We start from the raw sequence: 15,491 nt of genomic DNA on the forward strand, positions 1-15,491 counted from the left end.
ACCATAACTCAGAAAATACGAAAGAACAGATTATGTTTTATGATTTTATTAACAGTGACTAACAAGGCTTTTTAAGCTAAAATTTCTATTTTAGCAAAAATTTTTTTGATGCCAAAGACCGTTGACGATTTTAATAAAAGCAGATTGAGATCCAGTAATATTACTGTAGTCATCAGTATTTCACTGGTTTTATTCCTTGTAGGATTATTTGGATTAATATTGATTAATGCTCAGAAATATTCGGATTATATCAAAGAGCAACTTGTAGTAGAAGCTTACTTTGATGAGTATCTTGATCCGAGAGATTCTGCAAAGACTCTGAAATTCCAGGAAGAAACTTTCACAAAAATTAAACAGCAGAATTACGTAAAGCAAGCACAATATATTTCCAAACAACAGGCTTCTGTATTAGCAAAAAAACAATTGGGGATCGATTCTGATGCGCTTTTTGAGGAAGATATTTTCCCGGCATCTGTAGAAGTTACACTTAAACCGGAATTTGTAGATCCTGCAAAAATAGATGGTGTCGTTAATCAACTAAAAGCGATTGATGGTGTTAAAGATGTTGTTAATGACAATCAATTAACCATTGATGTTTATAATAATCTGAACAGAATTTTAACCTGGATTTTAGCATTCTCGATTTTATTTTTGATTGTTGCAATGGTTTTGATTAACAACTCGATAAGATTGAAGATTTTCTCTAAGAGATTCATTATCAAAACAATGCAATTGGTAGGTGCGAAAAGAAGATTCATTCTCATGCCATTTATCAGAGAAGCATTGGTTTTGGGACTGATTGGAGCATTCATCGGGATTTTGGCTTTGGGTGGCGTTTGGTATTATTTTACAAGCCAGATCGGGACACCTTTTGTTCAGGACACTGATCAATATGTGATATTGTTGTTTATAATTTTACTGGTAGGTATTATTATAACCGTTGCAAGTACTATCTTTGCAACCTGGAGATTCTTACGCAGCAACGTAGATGACTTATATTACTCATAACAATGGCAAAGAAGGCAAAAAATAAATATTCTGCAGATCAGTTTGGGAAATCTGAAGAATCTGTTGAAAGAAAATCATTCTACTTCGGGAAAAAGAATTTCAAACTAATGCTTATCGGGCTAGGCCTTATTCTATTAGGATTTGTACTGATGATGGGTGCAGATGCCAATACAACTTCCGATGGTAAATTTGACCCCAGTTATTGGAATGAGGATATTTTTTCGTTCCGCAGAATCAGATTAGCCCCGCTTATGGTCATTGCCGGATTTGTAATCCAGATTTTTGCTATACTGAAAAGAAACAAAGATTAAACGCTAAATAAGAAATACAATAACAACTTTGTCTTGGTCAAACTGAGACAAAGTTTTTTTTAATAAACTACAAAACTATGGATTTAGTAAAAGCGATCATCATCGCTATAATAGAAGGTCTTACAGAGTATTTACCTATATCTTCCACTGCTCACATGGGATTTGCAGCAAGTCTTATGGGACTGGAAGAAACTGAGTTTCTAAAGATGTTTCAGGTATCCATTCAGTTTGGGGCAATACTTTCCGTAGTGGTTGCCTATTGGAAAAAGTTCTTTGACTTTAGCAATCTTCAGTTTTATTATAAATTGGCGTTTGCAGTTTTACCAGCCTTGATTATAGGATTTTTCTTAGATGATAAAATCGAAGCCGTTCTTGGAAATCAGATTGCCATCTCATCTGTATTAGTTCTAGGTGGAATTGTTTTGTTATTTGCTGATAATTGGTTCAAGAATCCGGTAGTTCACGATGAAAAGGAAATTACCATTAAAAAAGCGGTAACAATTGGCTTCTGGCAATGTCTGGCAATGATGCCGGGAACAAGCAGAAGTGCAGCTTCTATCATCGGAGGAATGACACAGGGACTATCAAGAAAAGCAGCTGCCGAATTTTCATTTTTTCTGGCAGTTCCAACCATGTTGGCAGTCACAGTTTATTCCGTTTTTGTGAAAACATGGGGAAAAGAAACATCAAATCCGCAAAAAGGCTACGAAATGATCATGGCTTCACAGGATCATATTTTGATTTTTGTAATTGGAAATCTAGTGGCATTTGTTGTTGCTTGGATTGCTATCAAATCCTTTATCGCGTTGCTTAATAAATATGGTTTCAGACCCTGGGGTTGGTACCGTATTTTTGTTGGTGTGGCTTTGTTGATCTATTTTTATTTCTTTAAATAAAATTATTCCGGCAGCTTCCTTTGCTTAAAAAAGCGAGCATAAAATTCAAAACCTCTTATATTTAGAATGACAGCAGAACAATTACAATCCGGGCATATATTTTTACTAGACAAACCTTTGGATTGGACTAGTTTTCAGGCTGTCAATAAGATGAAATATAAACTCAAAAGAGAATTCAAAGAATTACCGAAAAAATTCAAAATTGGACACGCCGGGACTTTAGATCCAAGAGCGACAGGGCTTTTGATTGTTTGCACTGGTAAATTCACAAAGAAAATTCCTGAGATTCAGGATGCTCCAAAAGAATATTGGACAGAGATCAAAATAGGTGTTCAAACCGAATCTTATGACACAGAGAAACCGGAAATCCTACCAACCGATTATTCTCATATTACAGAAAACCGGATTAACCAGGTCTTAGAAAAATTTGTTGGAGAGATCGACCAAAAACCGCCAGTTTTTTCGGCGATAAAAATCGATGGTAATCGCGCCTATGACCTTGCTAGAAAAGGTGAAGAAGTTGAAATGAAATCCAGAAAAACTACCATTCACTATATTAATAATATCGAAATCAATTTGCCATTCGTTTCCTTTACGGTGGGTTGCTCAAAAGGAACTTACATCAGAAGTCTGGCGCACGATATTGGTCAGGAATTGGGCATTGGTGCTTATCTCACACAACTTAGAAGAACCAAAATCGGAGAATATTCTGTTGAGAATGCTACCTCAGATTATCTTGAAAATGAATTTCATTTTAATAATTAAATCTTTTTATTTTATTAAATCCATAGTCATATTTCACAATCAATTAAAACAGCAACCGTTTTATATTAAAAATCGAATTATTACGCTAATCTTAATAATAAGTTAAAGTTTAAATTACTATTTAATTCTATTGTTTATTTAATAAAGATGCCCTACTTTAGCCATCCTTTTTTAAAACGAATGTTTAATTTAAATAAATAATATGAAAAAAATTCTATTATCTTTTTTTGCTACATCAGCAATTTTTTATTCTGTCAATGCACAAACAAAAATTTCTTTCGAAAGTTCCGAAGGTTTTACCAATGGTAATATTGATGGACAGAAAGATTGGGACGCTGCAACTTCTTATTTTAAAGTATCAAATAACAGAGCAACTGACGGCGTTAATTCTTTATATATTCAGGATGATGGCAGCGAAGATTGGAGTAATGCTTACACGACAATTCCAAGTTATAGTAAAACTGAAATCTCTGCGGATGTATATTTTGATGGCTTTGATTCTGATTATGCTATAGGATTATACACAGCGGATGGAGATGTAGTTGCTGATTTCTGGTTGACCTATCAGAGCTGGAATGTAGTTGTTTATGACCCTGCCCAGGAAACTTATGTTGAGACCGACTTAGAATGGGATTCTACGACTTGGTATAGCTTCAAGGCGGTAATCGATAAGGCAAATAATACGCTTGAGTATTATGTTAATGGAGATGTTATCTATTCAACAACATTGGGTGCTACAGATTTTTCTCTTTTAGATGTATCTATAGAAAATTATGGTTCCGATTTCAATGTTGATAATATCCAAGTTAAAGACGCTACACTGGCGGTTTCTGAAGCGGGTAAAAAAGACATTTTCACTATATATCCAAACCCAACTGCAGATGTCGTTAATTTTGATCTTCAAAACAAAGTGACTTCTGTTGAAGTTTATGATGCGGCAGGTAAATTGGTTAAGTCCGTGAAAGATGGTACTAAATCTATAAATATTTCTTCTCTTACAAAAGGAAGCTATATTTTGAAAGTAAACGCTGATAACAAAATTTATACTAAGAAAGTAATCAAAAAATAATTAAATTCTGATTGATTAATAAGCTCTACTGAAAAGTGGAGCTTTTTTTATTGTATTCAATTTTAATAAAACATAGCTTTGCTGAAATATTGGTAAGAATTGGAAAAAACAAGAATCAATAAATATTTATCCGAGGTCGGCTATTGTTCCAGAAGGGCCGCAGATAAGCTTTTGGAAGAAGGCCGCATTACTATCAATGGAAAAATTCCGGAACTGGGAACAAAGGTTTCTGATGAAGACGAAATCTTTGTCGACGGAAAATCTATCAGAAAAACTGAAGAAGAATTTGTGTACATTGCTTTCAATAAACCTGTCGGAATCGTTTGTACTACGGACGTAAAAAGGGAGAAAAACAACATTATAGATTACATCAGTCACCCTAAAAGGATTTTCCCGGTTGGACGTTTGGATAAGCCAAGTGAAGGACTTATTCTTTTAACTTCTGATGGCGATATAGTCAACAAAATCCTGCGTGCTAAGAATAATCATGAGAAAGAATATCTGGTAAGAGTTGACAAGCCGATTACGGAAAAATTTCTTGAAAAAATGAGAAATGGTGTTCCGATTCTTGACACCGTTACAAGAAAATGTGAAGTTGAGAAAATTGATACCATGAACTTCCGGATTGTATTGACACAAGGGCTTAATCGCCAGATCCGCAGAATGTGCGAATACCTGGGTTACGAAGTCAAAAAGCTAAAGAGAATCCGTATAATGAATATCAAGCTTGATGTGCCTGTTGGAAAATGGCGAGATTTGACTTCTGATGAACTGTCGGAACTAAATAAGCTATTATCAGGTTCCACCAAGACATTTGACTGATATTTGCCTTATATTGTAACCACATAATTTTCCTGATATAAATCATTTTTTTAATAGCCTGAATTGTTTCCGGACTTCATAGCTTTGCAGCCTGAAAAATTAAACTATTACAAACAAATGAAAAAATTAATCATTGCCGGTGCAGTTGCTGCCTTCGGATTAGTATCAGCTCAAAAAAACACCTTATTAGTTGGTGGGAATATTTCTTATGATAATACAGTTAAAAAGAATTTCTCTACTGCAGGAGATTTGAAAACTGACAATTTCGAATTTAATCCGATGGTTGGTTATCAGTTTGATGATCACTTTACAGTGGGGGTAAAATTTGGAGTTGGTTCTTCTAAGCAAGATTACAATGATACATATTTCAATGGTATGAATATGGTTACAAGTATTACAAATATCAAAACCAACAGTTTTACATATGGCGTTTTTGGTAGATATACAATGCCATTGAGCGAAACGTTCTCAGTTTTTGGAGATCTTGATGTATTATTTAACAACAGCAAATCAACCGTTTCAGCTCCTGGATATTCTTATTCCAATACTACTAAGTCAACAGGGTTTGGAATTGGTTTTACACCCAATCTTTTCATCAACTTCAAAAATTCTTTCGGGCTTAATTTCAATATCGGAGGAATCAGTTATCAATCAGAAAAAATTAAAGATTCTGACATGAAAACAAATACATTTGGATTTGGATTCGGGAAAGGAATTACAGTTGGGATTTCTAAAAACTTTGGTTTAAAATAATCAACTTATTTAATAAACTTAAACCGCAGATTACTCTGCGGTTTTTTATTTAACATACAATCTCATTTTTTGCTCATATTCCGGCTTCAGTTTTAAGAATTTCCAGATCTTTTTATCATCAGGATTTGTAATTCTGTAATAGATGATCCGGTCAGCGGAATATCGGAAATAGGGATGCGTTTTCAGCCATTCTTCTGGCGCCTCGGAAAGAGAATATTTGGCAACATTAGAATTATTGATTTGAACAGAATAAATTAATTTTTCGCCCATAGTTCTATCAATATCATAAGCCTCTAAAAGTTGTTGCTTGCTGATAAAACCGCCTAATTTTTTCCTGAAAGCTAAAATTCCTGCAGCATCTTTTTCAGAAAAGCCAAATTCACATAATTGTTTGAAATTAATTTGGTTAAGATCTATTTTCGCAAAATCGGTTTTTTCGGAAGCCATTGGTTTTTCTTCTTTCTTTTCAGGATAAGAAAGCTTGATCCATGGTTTCATTTCTCCAAATTTTTCTTCGGAAATAACAAAGCAATTCTGAATGTCTTCCAAAGATCTGAATGAGCCTTTAAGATTTTTATCCCGATAATTGACAATTACATTCGCTTGCTTCTCAGAAAATCCAAGTTGCTGCCATTCTTCTGCATTCAAAGAATTTGGATCGAAATAATGACTGACTTTTATGACCTCTTTTCTACTTGCATTTGCAAAGTTTCTGGCAAAAATCCCTGGGGTTTTGTCTTGTAAAATCAAATAAGGCAACATTTGTGAGAATTGCTCTTCATTGATGATAAAACATTCTTTCAGCTTTTCTTTGCTGATGAAACTTCCGCCGAGGTAATTTTTATATTTTAGAATTGCCACAGCCTGCTTATTGGAGAAACCTAAGCTTTCCCAATCCTTCTGAGAAAAATTATCAGGATTAAATTTTCCTTTGATAGTCAGTTTTTTCTTTTCGTAAGTTTTGAAACCGGAGTTACTTTTCTGATTTTCGGAATTAGTTTCCGGAAGCAGGATATATCTTTCAAGGGAGCGATATTTTTCTGCAGAAATAGCATAACATTTCCCGAATTGTTGCTTTGATTGGAAACTTCCGCCGATAATTTTTTTATACTTTAGAATTGTCTTGATTTGCCTATCTGTGAATCCCAGACTTGACCATTGCTTTTCATCCAGAACATTGGGATCGAATTCGGTTAAAATGATTTCAGATTTGGCCTCCGAAACAAATTGGATATCAGGAATTTTATAAACCTGATTTTTTTTGTAAATTAAAAATGATAATTGTAAAGCAATTATCAAGATTCCAAAAAAGATGAGGCTGTAAAATTGCCTTTTTCTGATTTGAAAAGGTAATTTTGGTTTCATGTTGTGTTTTCGGCAAATATATAAAATGCCTGAAAATCCCTAACCAAATTATTAAAAAAAATTAATCGTTTAAAGAATTTTTTAATTTAAGCAGCTCAGCTTTAACAAACTCCAGACGATCAATAATAGTAATGGTTTCGGATATCCTGGAATTGGTTGTCAATGCGACTCTGGCACCGTCAAGCGTATAACCTTTCTCTTTTACGAGATGGTAGATAATCTTAAGGTTTTTAATGTCTTCCGGGGTAAAATAACGATTTCCCTTTTTATTTTTTTTCGGCTTGATAATAGGAAATTCCTGTTCCCAATAACGAATCAAGGAAGTGTTAACATCAAAAGCTTTGGCAACTTCGCCAATAGAATAATAAAGTTTGTCAGGAAGATTAAGTTTCATTGATTAAAATCGAATTCTCAAAGATAATTATTTTTAATTCGTTTATACAAATTGTAAATTGCGGTATTGGAAATTTTGTGGAATGAAAAGATATTTGAGATTTGGTTTGATAGGATTATTGTTGGTTTTGATGAATTGTCAGATTCACAATCATAAACAATTATTTAATGGCCAGCCAAAGTTAGTATCAAACCATTTTACGTTTACCGAAGGACCGGCAACCGACAAATCGGGAAATGTTTATTTTACAGATCAACCCAATGATAAAATCTTTTTTTGGAATTGGAAAACCAATCAAGTTGAGCTGTTCCTTGATAAAACAGGAAGGGCAAACGGGACTTACTTTGATCAGAATGATAACCTGATCACTTGTTCTGATGAAAACGGCGAAATCTGGAAAATAGCTAAAAGCAAAAATGTCGAAGTTTTGTCCAAAGGCTTTAACAGCAAAAGATTGAATGGTCCAAATGATCTCTGGATAGACAATTTTGGCGGAATATATTTTACGGATCCTTTATACGAAAGAGATTATTGGAAGAGTTTCAAGCAAGAAATCCCTCAGAAAAATCTTTATTACAGAAAAAGCAATGGCGCGATTTCCAAACTCGATACTTTTGTTCAGCCCAACGGAATTATCGGAAGTGAAAGACTGAAAAAGCTTTTTGTTTCTGATATCGATGCCCGTAAAACTTATGTCTATGACATAGTTGGTGAAGGAAAATTATCGGAAAAGAAATTATTCTGTGAAATGGGTTCGGACGGAATGACTCTGGACAGCCAGGGAAATCTTTATCTGACAGGGAAAGGTGTTACGATTTTCAATCAAAAAGGAGAAAAAATTATGAACATCGCAATTCCTGAAGAATGGACATCCAACGTGACTTTCGGTGGGAAAAACAATTCTACTTTATTCATTACAGCTTCCAAATCTATTTATACTTTAGAAATGAATGTTACAGGAATCAAATAAAAAATCGCTTATTAATAAGCGATTTCTATTTTTACTTTTTTACCTTTCAGTTTTTCGTTGGCCAATTGTTTGAGCAGGTCAATGGTTTTTTTCCGGTTTACAGCAACATAAGATGTAGTGTCTTTTACCTCGATCAGTCCAATGTCGTCTTTTTCAAGACCACCTTTTTTAATGAGATAACCAACAATATCCACTTTGTTGACCTTATCTTTTTTTCCGGCGCTGATGTATATCGTTTGATTCGGAGTTCGTTCAGGAACTTTATTAAAACCCGTTACATTTTCCTCTGGCGTATTATTTTTGATAAAAGGAAAATTCTCATCTTCCGTCATTATCAGATAAGCAGAACCTTTGGCGTTCATTCTTGCTGTTCGACCGTTTCTGTGGATGAAAGCGTCTTCTTTTGGCGGTAACTGGTAATGAACAATGGATTCTATCTCAGGAATATCCAAGCCTCGTGAAGCAAGATCTGTCGTAATCAGAATTCTGGCAGAATCATTTCGGAATTTTAAAAGAGCACGTTCTCTTTCGTCCTGCTCCATTCCACCATGGAAAGTTTCTCTGGCTATTCCCTTTTCTCTGAGAAGTTCAGAAATACGATCAACTGCATCTCTGTGATTACAGAAAATCAGAGTTCTTTTATTTCCTATTTTACAGATTAAATTAAATAATATATTCAATTTTTCTTCCGGGATAGTCATTACTTTTTTTAGCTGAATATCTGGTTTGGTATCGCTAATTTTAAGAAAATTAATAACTTTTTCATTCTTTAATCCTGTGAAACCCGGGATCTCGTCCATTGCAGTTGCAGAAGTCAGAATTCTCTGATTAACCTGGCTCAACGAATTAATGATGAAATCCATATCTTCCTGGAAACCTAACTCCAGAGCTTTATCGAACTCATCCAAAACCAAAGTCCGAATTGTTTCCGGATCAAAGTTGTTGTTTCTAAGATGATAAACAACCCGTCCCGGCGTGCCTATCAATACAGCAGGAGCTTCAATCAAATTATTAACTTCAATTTTTTTATCGTGCCCGCCATAACAAACGGATACTTTGAAATCGGTTCCCATCGCTTTGAAGACCTGCTCAATCTGTAACGCTAATTCTCTTGCAGGAACTAGAATGAGTGTTTGGATTCCTTTAACATCAGATTTCAGATTTCTCAGAACCGGGAACAAAAACCCCAATGTTTTTCCGGAGCCTGTTGGTGATAGCAGAATAACATCATTTTGATTTTCAGATGCTTTGTAAATAGACTTCTGCATTTGATTCATATCCTGAATCTGCAGTTTTTTATAGATCGAATCTAATTCCATTCTGCAAAGATAATCATTTAGACAGGAGTTTTTTGTAATCGTTAAAGGCAGATGAAGAGTATAGTAAGTTCTGTAAATAGTTTATTTAGTAAAAAAAATTATTTAATGATATCCAGTTCTATCTTATTATTATCTTTTTTTATCTGGTTTCTAAGACGCTCTCCCTGTTCCTTCGCAACTTTTGCAGAGTTGCCGTCTTTTCCTGTCAGTATAACGGTTGCTCCTCCCATTTGCAATTGTTTGATTCCTTTAGTCGGATCATTTTCATACTCTTTGACAACCTTCTGGAATTGTTTGGAATTAACGGCAATTTCTTTAGCCTCAAAAACATTGATATCAAGCTCTCCGGTTATATTTTTTATCCCTTTTAGTTCCAACTTGTGAGAACCGGTTTTGTCTTCAATCTTTACAATTAATCCCGGCAAACCGTGAAATTTATATGGTCCGTCCTGAATCGGAATCTCAGCGGAAAACCAAGCCGTCCAATGTCTTCCTGCAAAATCAGCTTCCGCTTTCTGAGCATTCCACTCTCCTATTTTTGCCTTTTCCGGTAATATTTTCCAGTTGATTTTTCGTTCATCAGAGATATTATAAGCATCCATAGATAACCTGCGATGCAGATTAATTTTATAATCGGGATAAGTTTTCGTTACTGAATATCTGACATTTCCTTTTCTCATATCTGATTTGACATTAATAGAGCCTGTTGCTTTCAACTGTCTTTCCAAATCAGCTTTCATTAATGAATCTGAATTAAATACCGTATAACTGTAGTATTTGGAACCATCTTTCGTTGTGTCTAGAAACATCATTTCAGTTTTAACATCTTCAATATTAGTTGAATCCGGGATAAACTTGTATTCGTAAATGAATCGTTTATTCTGGGCAATTGTTAAAATTCCTAAAATCAGAAATAAATTAATTAATAGTTTTTTCATAGTTATCAAATATTAAAAAAGCCGGCGAACCGGCTAAAGTGTATGAAAATAAAGTATTATTTTGTGACAACTTCAATTTTTCCAGTTCCGTTTGTTTTGAAAACGTTCATTGATGAAATTGTGCTTGGTTCAAGCTTCTGAAGTTCGGTTCTATCTACCTCTTTCCCATTGACATAAACCCTTATATTATCCATCGATTTATCAAGAACAAGCACTTGGCTTGCTTTATTGATTCTAAGTGATGGAGTAACATTTTTGTTGTAAACCATGGCTTTAGGAGAATCCAGGGTAGAATTAAAACTAATTCTCCAAGGATTGTTCTGCTGCATCTCCTTGTTCAATTCTCTTTGTTTTTCCTGGAGCTTCTTTTGTTCTTCCATCAGATCTTTCTGCTTTTCCTGAAGTTGTTTTCTCTTTTTCTCCATTTTTCTCAATTCTTTTGGAGATAATTTGGATTTTGCTTCATTAAAAAATTTATCATCAGAAAACTTGAAATTAAAATTAGTTGCCAAATCCTTGAACTCCGGAAAGTCACTTGCGTCAAATCCAAAAGCTACAGTTCCATCTGTAAAAGCATCTTTTCCATATTGGTCTTTTATGATTTTCTGAAAATCTTTTTCAGAAAGTTTACCATATTTTTCAGACGCTTCCTGGGCTCTTTTCTGAGCATCCTGAATCATTTTCTGAAATTCAGGCGAATTGACTTTAATCTGCATTTTTTCAGCCTGTTCCTGAGCATTCTTCAAATCTTTCTGGAACTTAGGAGAATTCATCATTCGCTCTGCAATTTTTGCCTGTTTCTCTGCGGTAGCAATTCTCTTTTTGAATTCCGGAGAATTGACCATAGCTTCAGCCTTTTTCGCAACTTTCTCAGCATCCGCGATTCTTTTCTTGAACTCTGGTGAGTCATACATTTTCGCCATCGCTTCCGAATGCTCTTCTAAGCCTTTGATATTTCTCTTGTAATTATCAGAATTTACAACATCATCCATTTGGTTTGCAAGCGATTGCATTTCATCTTCCAAAGCTTTGTATTCTGCGGTTTCTTCTTTTTTAGCTTTTTTCAAAGCTGATAATGCTTTGCTTTTTTCAGCCATTTTTTTGCTGATTGCCGACATTTTCAAATGATCTTCCTGCAAAGCATCAGAATAGGCTTTTGTTTGTCTCTGATGATTGCTTGCCAGACTATCAAATTCCGATTGTTTTGGCTGGATTGTATCCATTTTGATTTGTTCAACAGCGATTTCTATCGCCTTGTTCGTTTCTTTGATTTCTTTGTTTTTAGCATTGACCATATAGGCAAATACCATAAAAAATAAGATTGGTAATGCAAATAACTTGCGTGCATAGCTGTACTTGGTTTGATTTTTTGTAATCATTGTAAGTCTTTTTTTGAGGTTAGATGATAAAAAAGGACTTGTGACAGGCAAAACAGAACCAGAGAAATGACTCTCCAACAGCATCTGCGCAAATGCTTTTGTGTCCGATTTTTTGACTGCTTTTTTGTCCGCCAAGTATTCGTGAATAAGATTGATTTCTTTGTTGATAAAGTAAAACACAGGATTGAACCAGAAAATGGATTTCGCCAATTGCATCAGGAGTTTGTCCCAGCTGTGTTTCTGTTCTATATGGACCATCTCGTGCTTCAGAATCTGCTGACCAACGGGAGAATTGATCTCTATTGATTTTTTCCAGAACAGGTTTCTGAAGAATGAAAACGGTGCATTATTAAGATTAGTCTGATAAAATTTGATTCCTTCGATAGTTTCATTCGGGAACTGATTTTTTATCGAATTGATTTTTAAAATTCCTTGTATTAATCGAATTAAAAGAGCGATTGAAACCACTCCAATAATTGTATAAAGAACTGAATAAATAGTGATATCATAGTTTGTAGTTTGAGGTTGGCTTTGATTGAATCCACTCAACAGCAGATACAAGTTTTTGTTTGTTTCTATCGTAAAATAAGAAACTTTTATCAGAGGCAAAACCAGACTGATGACGACCAAAAATAAAAGATAAAATCTGTTATAATGATGAAAGGTCTTGTCCTTTAAAAACAAAAGATAATAAGCAAACATCACTGCTGAGCAGAGAATCATCTTGCCAAAATAAAGTAATATTGGTTCCATTATTCCTTGTTTTTAAGTTCGTTTAATAAAAGTTCCAAATCTTTCACACTGATTTCGTTTTCTTCTACCAAAAATGAAACAGCATTGGTGTATGAACCTTCGAAATAATTTTTAACCAGACTTCTGATAGACTTTCCACTGTAATTTTCTTTACTAATCAAAGGAAAATATTCGTGTTGTCTTCCAAAAGTTTTGTAATTCACAAATCCTTTCTCCATCAATATTTTAAGAATCGTGGAAATCGTATTGGTATGCGGTTTTGGTTCAGGAAACAATTCTAAAACGTCTTTTAAGAATCCTTTCTCTATCTGCCAAAGGTACTGCATCACCTGTTCTTCTGCTTTGGTTAACTTATTCATATTCATTTACTTTAAAAACAATCAATCTTATATCACTAAAAACTTAGTAATACAAATGTAGGATTAATTTCAATTCATACAACTATTTTTTTAGTTAAAAGAAGTTAAAAAGCATAACTGATTGATTTTCAATTTATAAATTTAACAAAAGTACTGATTTCAAAAATTATTAAAATAATACTTGACATGAAACGAATAAGCCGTATATTTGCAATCCAATATCGCGAGGTAGAGCAGTAGGTAGCTCGTCGGGCTCATAACCCGGAGGTCGCACGTTCGAGTCGTGTCCTCGCAACCAAAAAAAAGAGAATCACAATTGTGGTTCTCTTTTCTATTTATGGAAGAATTTGTTGTTTACATTTTATATTCAGAGAAATTTGACAGAACTTATACCGGTTTTACATCAAATCTTGTGGAAAGATTCAAATCACATAACGAATTAGGAACAAAAGGTTATACAATTAACTTTAGACCTTGGAGTGTAATTCATGTAGAATTTTTCAACGAAAAGAAAAATGCAATAAAAAGAGAAAAATTTTTAAAAACTGGACAAGGAAGATTATTCATTAAATCTTTGATTAAATAAATGGAGGGTTCATATCCGCTATAGGCGGACGCACGTTCGAGTCGTGTCCTCGCAACCAGATCAAGAGAATCACAATTGTGGTTCTCTTTTTTATTTTCAATAATTTCATCAGTAAAATCAAAATTAATTTGACTTGTATCAAAAAAGTCGTATATTTGCAGAACAATATCGCGAGGTAGAGCAGTAGGTAGCTCGTCGGGCTCATAACCCGGAGGTCGCACGTTCGAGTCGTGTCCTCGCAACCAGCTAAGAGAATCAATTATTTTGATTCTCTTTTTTTTATTTGAATCAATTCATACCTTTGACTATGGCAAAAATCTTAAAAATATATCCGCAAAATCCGCAAGAAAATTTAATAGACGAAGCCGTAAAAGTGCTTCAAAACGGTGGTGTTATCATTTATCCTTCGGATACGATTTATACGATTGGTTGTGACATCTATAATCACAAAGCAATGGAAAGACTTGCTCAGATCAAAGGAATCAAGATCGACAAGCAAAAATTTTCAATCATTTGTAATGACCTGAGTCACCTTTCAGAATTCACAAAGCCAATAGAAACTTCAACTTTCCGATTTTTGAAAACGCATCTCCCTGGTGCATTTACGTTTATTTTAGAAGCTAACAGGAATCTTCCGACAGCTTACAAAGGCCACAAAACTGTTGGTATAAGAGTTCCGGATCATATCATTCCCCAAATGATTGTAGAGAAATTGGGACACCCGATCGTCTCCACTTCCATCCACGATGATGATGAGATTTTGGAATATTCTACAGACCCGGAACTGATTGCCGAGAAGTACGACAAATTGGTAGACTTGGTCATTGATTCTGGTTACGGAGACAACGTTGCTTCCACTATTGTGGATTTGACTTCCGGCGAACCGGAGATTATCAGACAAGGGAAAGGAATTCTGTAAAACTTCAAGAATCAAGTGAAAAGAATCAAGTCTGCGATAATCTCAGATTGACAACCAACAACTTTCAACTTATAACAAAAAATGAAATTCATAACATCGCCTGCGAAATTGATGAACATTGAGAATTCGACCGAATTTTTAAAAAACACAACGCCAAAATTCATCAAGGATTCAGAATTTATCCAATCTTTCTTAAAAGAAAAATCTCCAAAATTCTTAGCAGAATTAATGGAAATCTCTCCAAAATTGGCAGACGAAAATTGGGAACGCAACCAAAAGTGGTCATCAAAGCCGACAGCTAAAAACTCAGCGCCGGCAATGTTTGCTTTTACAGGAGAAGTTTATCGTGGTTTGGATGCTAAAACTTTGGATGAAAAAGCGGTAAAATATCTTGAAAAGAATTACAGAATCTTATCCGGACTTTACGGACTTTTAAAGCCTTCTGACAAAGTGATGTTGTATCGTTTGGAAATGGGAAGACCTTTCCAATTCGATTCTTATAAAAACCTGTATGAATTCTGGACTGATAAAATAACAGCGCAAATCAATTCTGAATTAAAAAAAGGCGAACCTTTGATTAACCTTGCGAGTACAGAGTATTTTAAGGTCATTGACAGAAAGCGATTGAAGTCCCAAATCATTGATTTCGAATTCAGGCAAATTCAACCTGACGGGAAGTTGAAAACGATTGTGGTTTATACCAAACACGCACGCGGATTAATGCTTCGTTTTTGTGCTGAAAATAACGTTCAGACTTTGGAGGAATTGAAAGCTTTCAATTATGAGAATTATTTGATTGATGAAAAGCTGTCGACTGAAACTAATTTGGTTTTTACAAGGTAAATAATGAAATATAAATCTCACAGATTTTTGCTGATTAGGCAA

The 15,491-nt window shown here is 34.4% G+C and carries 17 protein-coding genes and 2 tRNA genes; 13 read left to right on the top strand and 6 right to left on the bottom strand.

All coding sequences use genetic code 11. The annotated features are described in order from the left end of the window. Positions 1-108 precede the first annotated feature (108 nt). From AC5P2S_RS12280 to AC5P2S_RS12310, 7 genes are all read left to right on the top strand, one after another. Positions 109-1,008, top strand: coding sequence for a cell division protein FtsX (locus AC5P2S_RS12280; RefSeq protein WP_283416783.1), 900 nt, complete (start codon positions 109-111; stop codon positions 1,006-1,008). A 2-nt stretch (positions 1,009-1,010) separates the two neighbouring features. After that, positions 1,011-1,319, top strand: a complete 309-nt coding sequence (locus AC5P2S_RS12285; RefSeq protein ID WP_494555056.1) for a DUF3098 domain-containing protein — start codon at positions 1,011-1,013, stop codon at positions 1,317-1,319. A 77-nt stretch (positions 1,320-1,396) separates the two neighbouring features. After that, a complete protein-coding gene (locus tag AC5P2S_RS12290; RefSeq protein ID WP_283416781.1) occupies positions 1,397-2,215 on the top strand; it encodes an undecaprenyl-diphosphate phosphatase in 819 nt (272 codons plus the stop codon). 66 nt (positions 2,216-2,281) lie between these two features. Continuing rightward, positions 2,282-2,980 (top strand): tRNA pseudouridine(55) synthase TruB, encoded by a 699-nt coding sequence (gene truB / locus AC5P2S_RS12295; protein WP_283416780.1) that lies wholly within the window; start codon positions 2,282-2,284, stop codon positions 2,978-2,980. A gap of 202 nt (positions 2,981-3,182) precedes the next feature. Then, positions 3,183-4,049 (top strand): T9SS type A sorting domain-containing protein, encoded by an 867-nt coding sequence (locus AC5P2S_RS12300; protein ID WP_283416772.1) that lies wholly within the window; start codon positions 3,183-3,185, stop codon positions 4,047-4,049. A 99-nt stretch (positions 4,050-4,148) separates the two neighbouring features. Then, positions 4,149-4,871: a 23S rRNA pseudouridine(2604) synthase RluF gene (rluF, locus tag AC5P2S_RS12305; protein WP_494555057.1), complete on the top strand. Its 723-nt coding sequence runs from the start codon at positions 4,149-4,151 to the stop codon at positions 4,869-4,871. A gap of 117 nt (positions 4,872-4,988) precedes the next feature. Next, entirely contained in the window at positions 4,989-5,624 is a 636-nt protein-coding gene (locus tag AC5P2S_RS12310) for an outer membrane beta-barrel protein (protein WP_283416770.1), read from the top strand. A gap of 45 nt (positions 5,625-5,669) precedes the next feature. Here AC5P2S_RS12310 and AC5P2S_RS12315 read toward each other — a convergent pair whose 3' ends face one another. Next, positions 5,670-6,989, bottom strand: coding sequence for a ComEA family DNA-binding protein (locus AC5P2S_RS12315; protein WP_494555058.1), 1,320 nt, complete (start codon positions 6,987-6,989; stop codon positions 5,670-5,672). A gap of 61 nt (positions 6,990-7,050) precedes the next feature. Beyond that, positions 7,051-7,383, bottom strand: coding sequence for a MerR family transcriptional regulator (locus tag AC5P2S_RS12320; protein WP_283416768.1), 333 nt, complete (start codon positions 7,381-7,383; stop codon positions 7,051-7,053). 82 nt (positions 7,384-7,465) lie between these two features. On the opposite strand from AC5P2S_RS12320, the gene AC5P2S_RS12325 reads away from it, so the two are divergent. Then, positions 7,466-8,353 carry an SMP-30/gluconolactonase/LRE family protein gene (locus AC5P2S_RS12325; RefSeq protein ID WP_494555059.1) on the top strand — a complete coding sequence of 296 codons (888 nt, stop codon included), beginning with the start codon at positions 7,466-7,468 and terminating at the stop codon, positions 8,351-8,353. 11 nt (positions 8,354-8,364) lie between these two features. On the opposite strand, the gene AC5P2S_RS12330 is transcribed toward AC5P2S_RS12325, so the two are convergent. The 4 genes from AC5P2S_RS12330 to AC5P2S_RS12345 all read right to left on the bottom strand — a co-directional run bounded on the left by AC5P2S_RS12330 (position 8,365) and on the right by AC5P2S_RS12345 (position 13,107). Further along, positions 8,365-9,672, bottom strand: coding sequence for a DEAD/DEAH box helicase (locus tag AC5P2S_RS12330; RefSeq protein WP_494555060.1), 1,308 nt, complete (start codon positions 9,670-9,672; stop codon positions 8,365-8,367). A 98-nt stretch (positions 9,673-9,770) separates the two neighbouring features. Then, on the bottom strand, positions 9,771-10,610 hold the full coding sequence (locus tag AC5P2S_RS12335; RefSeq protein WP_494555061.1) for a GLPGLI family protein: 840 nt from the start codon (positions 10,608-10,610) through the stop codon (positions 9,771-9,773). A gap of 56 nt (positions 10,611-10,666) precedes the next feature. Beyond that, positions 10,667-12,742, bottom strand: coding sequence for a M56 family metallopeptidase (locus AC5P2S_RS12340; protein ID WP_494555062.1), 2,076 nt, complete (start codon positions 12,740-12,742; stop codon positions 10,667-10,669). Continuing rightward, positions 12,742-13,107, bottom strand: coding sequence for a BlaI/MecI/CopY family transcriptional regulator (locus tag AC5P2S_RS12345; RefSeq protein WP_120212899.1), 366 nt, complete (start codon positions 13,105-13,107; stop codon positions 12,742-12,744). Before AC5P2S_RS12345 ends, AC5P2S_RS12340 begins: the two co-directional genes overlap by 1 nt. Positions 13,108-13,323: 216 nt before the next feature. On the opposite strand from AC5P2S_RS12345, the gene AC5P2S_RS12350 reads away from it, so the two are divergent. The 5 genes from AC5P2S_RS12350 to yaaA all read left to right on the top strand — a co-directional run bounded on the left by AC5P2S_RS12350 (position 13,324) and on the right by yaaA (position 15,449). Beyond that, a tRNA-Met gene (locus AC5P2S_RS12350) sits at positions 13,324-13,399 on the top strand. Positions 13,400-13,438: 39 nt separating this feature from the next. Continuing rightward, a complete protein-coding gene (locus tag AC5P2S_RS12355; RefSeq protein ID WP_494555063.1) occupies positions 13,439-13,687 on the top strand; it encodes a GIY-YIG nuclease family protein in 249 nt (82 codons plus the stop codon). Positions 13,688-13,856: 169 nt separating this feature from the next. Further along, positions 13,857-13,932 (top strand) — tRNA-Met (locus AC5P2S_RS12360). A gap of 62 nt (positions 13,933-13,994) precedes the next feature. Continuing rightward, positions 13,995-14,606: an L-threonylcarbamoyladenylate synthase gene (locus AC5P2S_RS12365; protein ID WP_494555064.1), complete on the top strand. Its 612-nt coding sequence runs from the start codon at positions 13,995-13,997 to the stop codon at positions 14,604-14,606. 81 nt (positions 14,607-14,687) lie between these two features. Beyond that, positions 14,688-15,449 (top strand): peroxide stress protein YaaA, encoded by a 762-nt coding sequence (yaaA, locus tag AC5P2S_RS12370; RefSeq protein WP_283416761.1) that lies wholly within the window; start codon positions 14,688-14,690, stop codon positions 15,447-15,449. Positions 15,450-15,491: the final 42 nt, after the last annotated feature.

Source organism: Epilithonimonas sp. 33E, from assembly GCF_059372615.1.

Excerpts from the sequence above, each read along its gene's own strand:
- AC5P2S_RS12335 (WP_494555061.1), bottom strand. The coding sequence starts at position 10,610 with ATGAAAAAACTATTAATTAATTTATTTCTGATTTTAGGAATTTTAACA.
- AC5P2S_RS12340 (WP_494555062.1), bottom strand. The coding sequence starts at position 12,742 with ATGGAACCAATATTACTTTATTTTGGCAAGATGATTCTCTGCTCAGCA.
- AC5P2S_RS12310 (WP_283416770.1), top strand. The coding sequence starts at position 4,989 with ATGAAAAAATTAATCATTGCCGGTGCAGTTGCTGCCTTCGGATTAGTA.
- AC5P2S_RS12290 (WP_283416781.1), top strand. The coding sequence starts at position 1,397 with ATGGATTTAGTAAAAGCGATCATCATCGCTATAATAGAAGGTCTTACA.
- AC5P2S_RS12320 (WP_283416768.1), bottom strand. The coding sequence starts at position 7,383 with ATGAAACTTAATCTTCCTGACAAACTTTATTATTCTATTGGCGAAGTT.
- AC5P2S_RS12325 (WP_494555059.1), top strand. The coding sequence starts at position 7,466 with ATGAAAAGATATTTGAGATTTGGTTTGATAGGATTATTGTTGGTTTTG.
- AC5P2S_RS12315 (WP_494555058.1), bottom strand. The coding sequence starts at position 6,989 with ATGAAACCAAAATTACCTTTTCAAATCAGAAAAAGGCAATTTTACAGC.
- AC5P2S_RS12330 (WP_494555060.1), bottom strand. The coding sequence starts at position 9,672 with ATGGAATTAGATTCGATCTATAAAAAACTGCAGATTCAGGATATGAAT.
- AC5P2S_RS12285 (WP_494555056.1), top strand. The coding sequence starts at position 1,011 with ATGGCAAAGAAGGCAAAAAATAAATATTCTGCAGATCAGTTTGGGAAA.
- AC5P2S_RS12345 (WP_120212899.1), bottom strand. The coding sequence starts at position 13,107 with ATGAATATGAATAAGTTAACCAAAGCAGAAGAACAGGTGATGCAGTAC.
- AC5P2S_RS12365 (WP_494555064.1), top strand. The coding sequence starts at position 13,995 with ATGGCAAAAATCTTAAAAATATATCCGCAAAATCCGCAAGAAAATTTA.
- yaaA (WP_283416761.1), top strand. The coding sequence starts at position 14,688 with ATGAAATTCATAACATCGCCTGCGAAATTGATGAACATTGAGAATTCG.
- AC5P2S_RS12300 (WP_283416772.1), top strand. The coding sequence starts at position 3,183 with ATGAAAAAAATTCTATTATCTTTTTTTGCTACATCAGCAATTTTTTAT.
- AC5P2S_RS12355 (WP_494555063.1), top strand. The coding sequence starts at position 13,439 with ATGGAAGAATTTGTTGTTTACATTTTATATTCAGAGAAATTTGACAGA.
- AC5P2S_RS12280 (WP_283416783.1), top strand. The coding sequence starts at position 109 with ATGCCAAAGACCGTTGACGATTTTAATAAAAGCAGATTGAGATCCAGT.
- truB (WP_283416780.1), top strand. The coding sequence starts at position 2,282 with ATGACAGCAGAACAATTACAATCCGGGCATATATTTTTACTAGACAAA.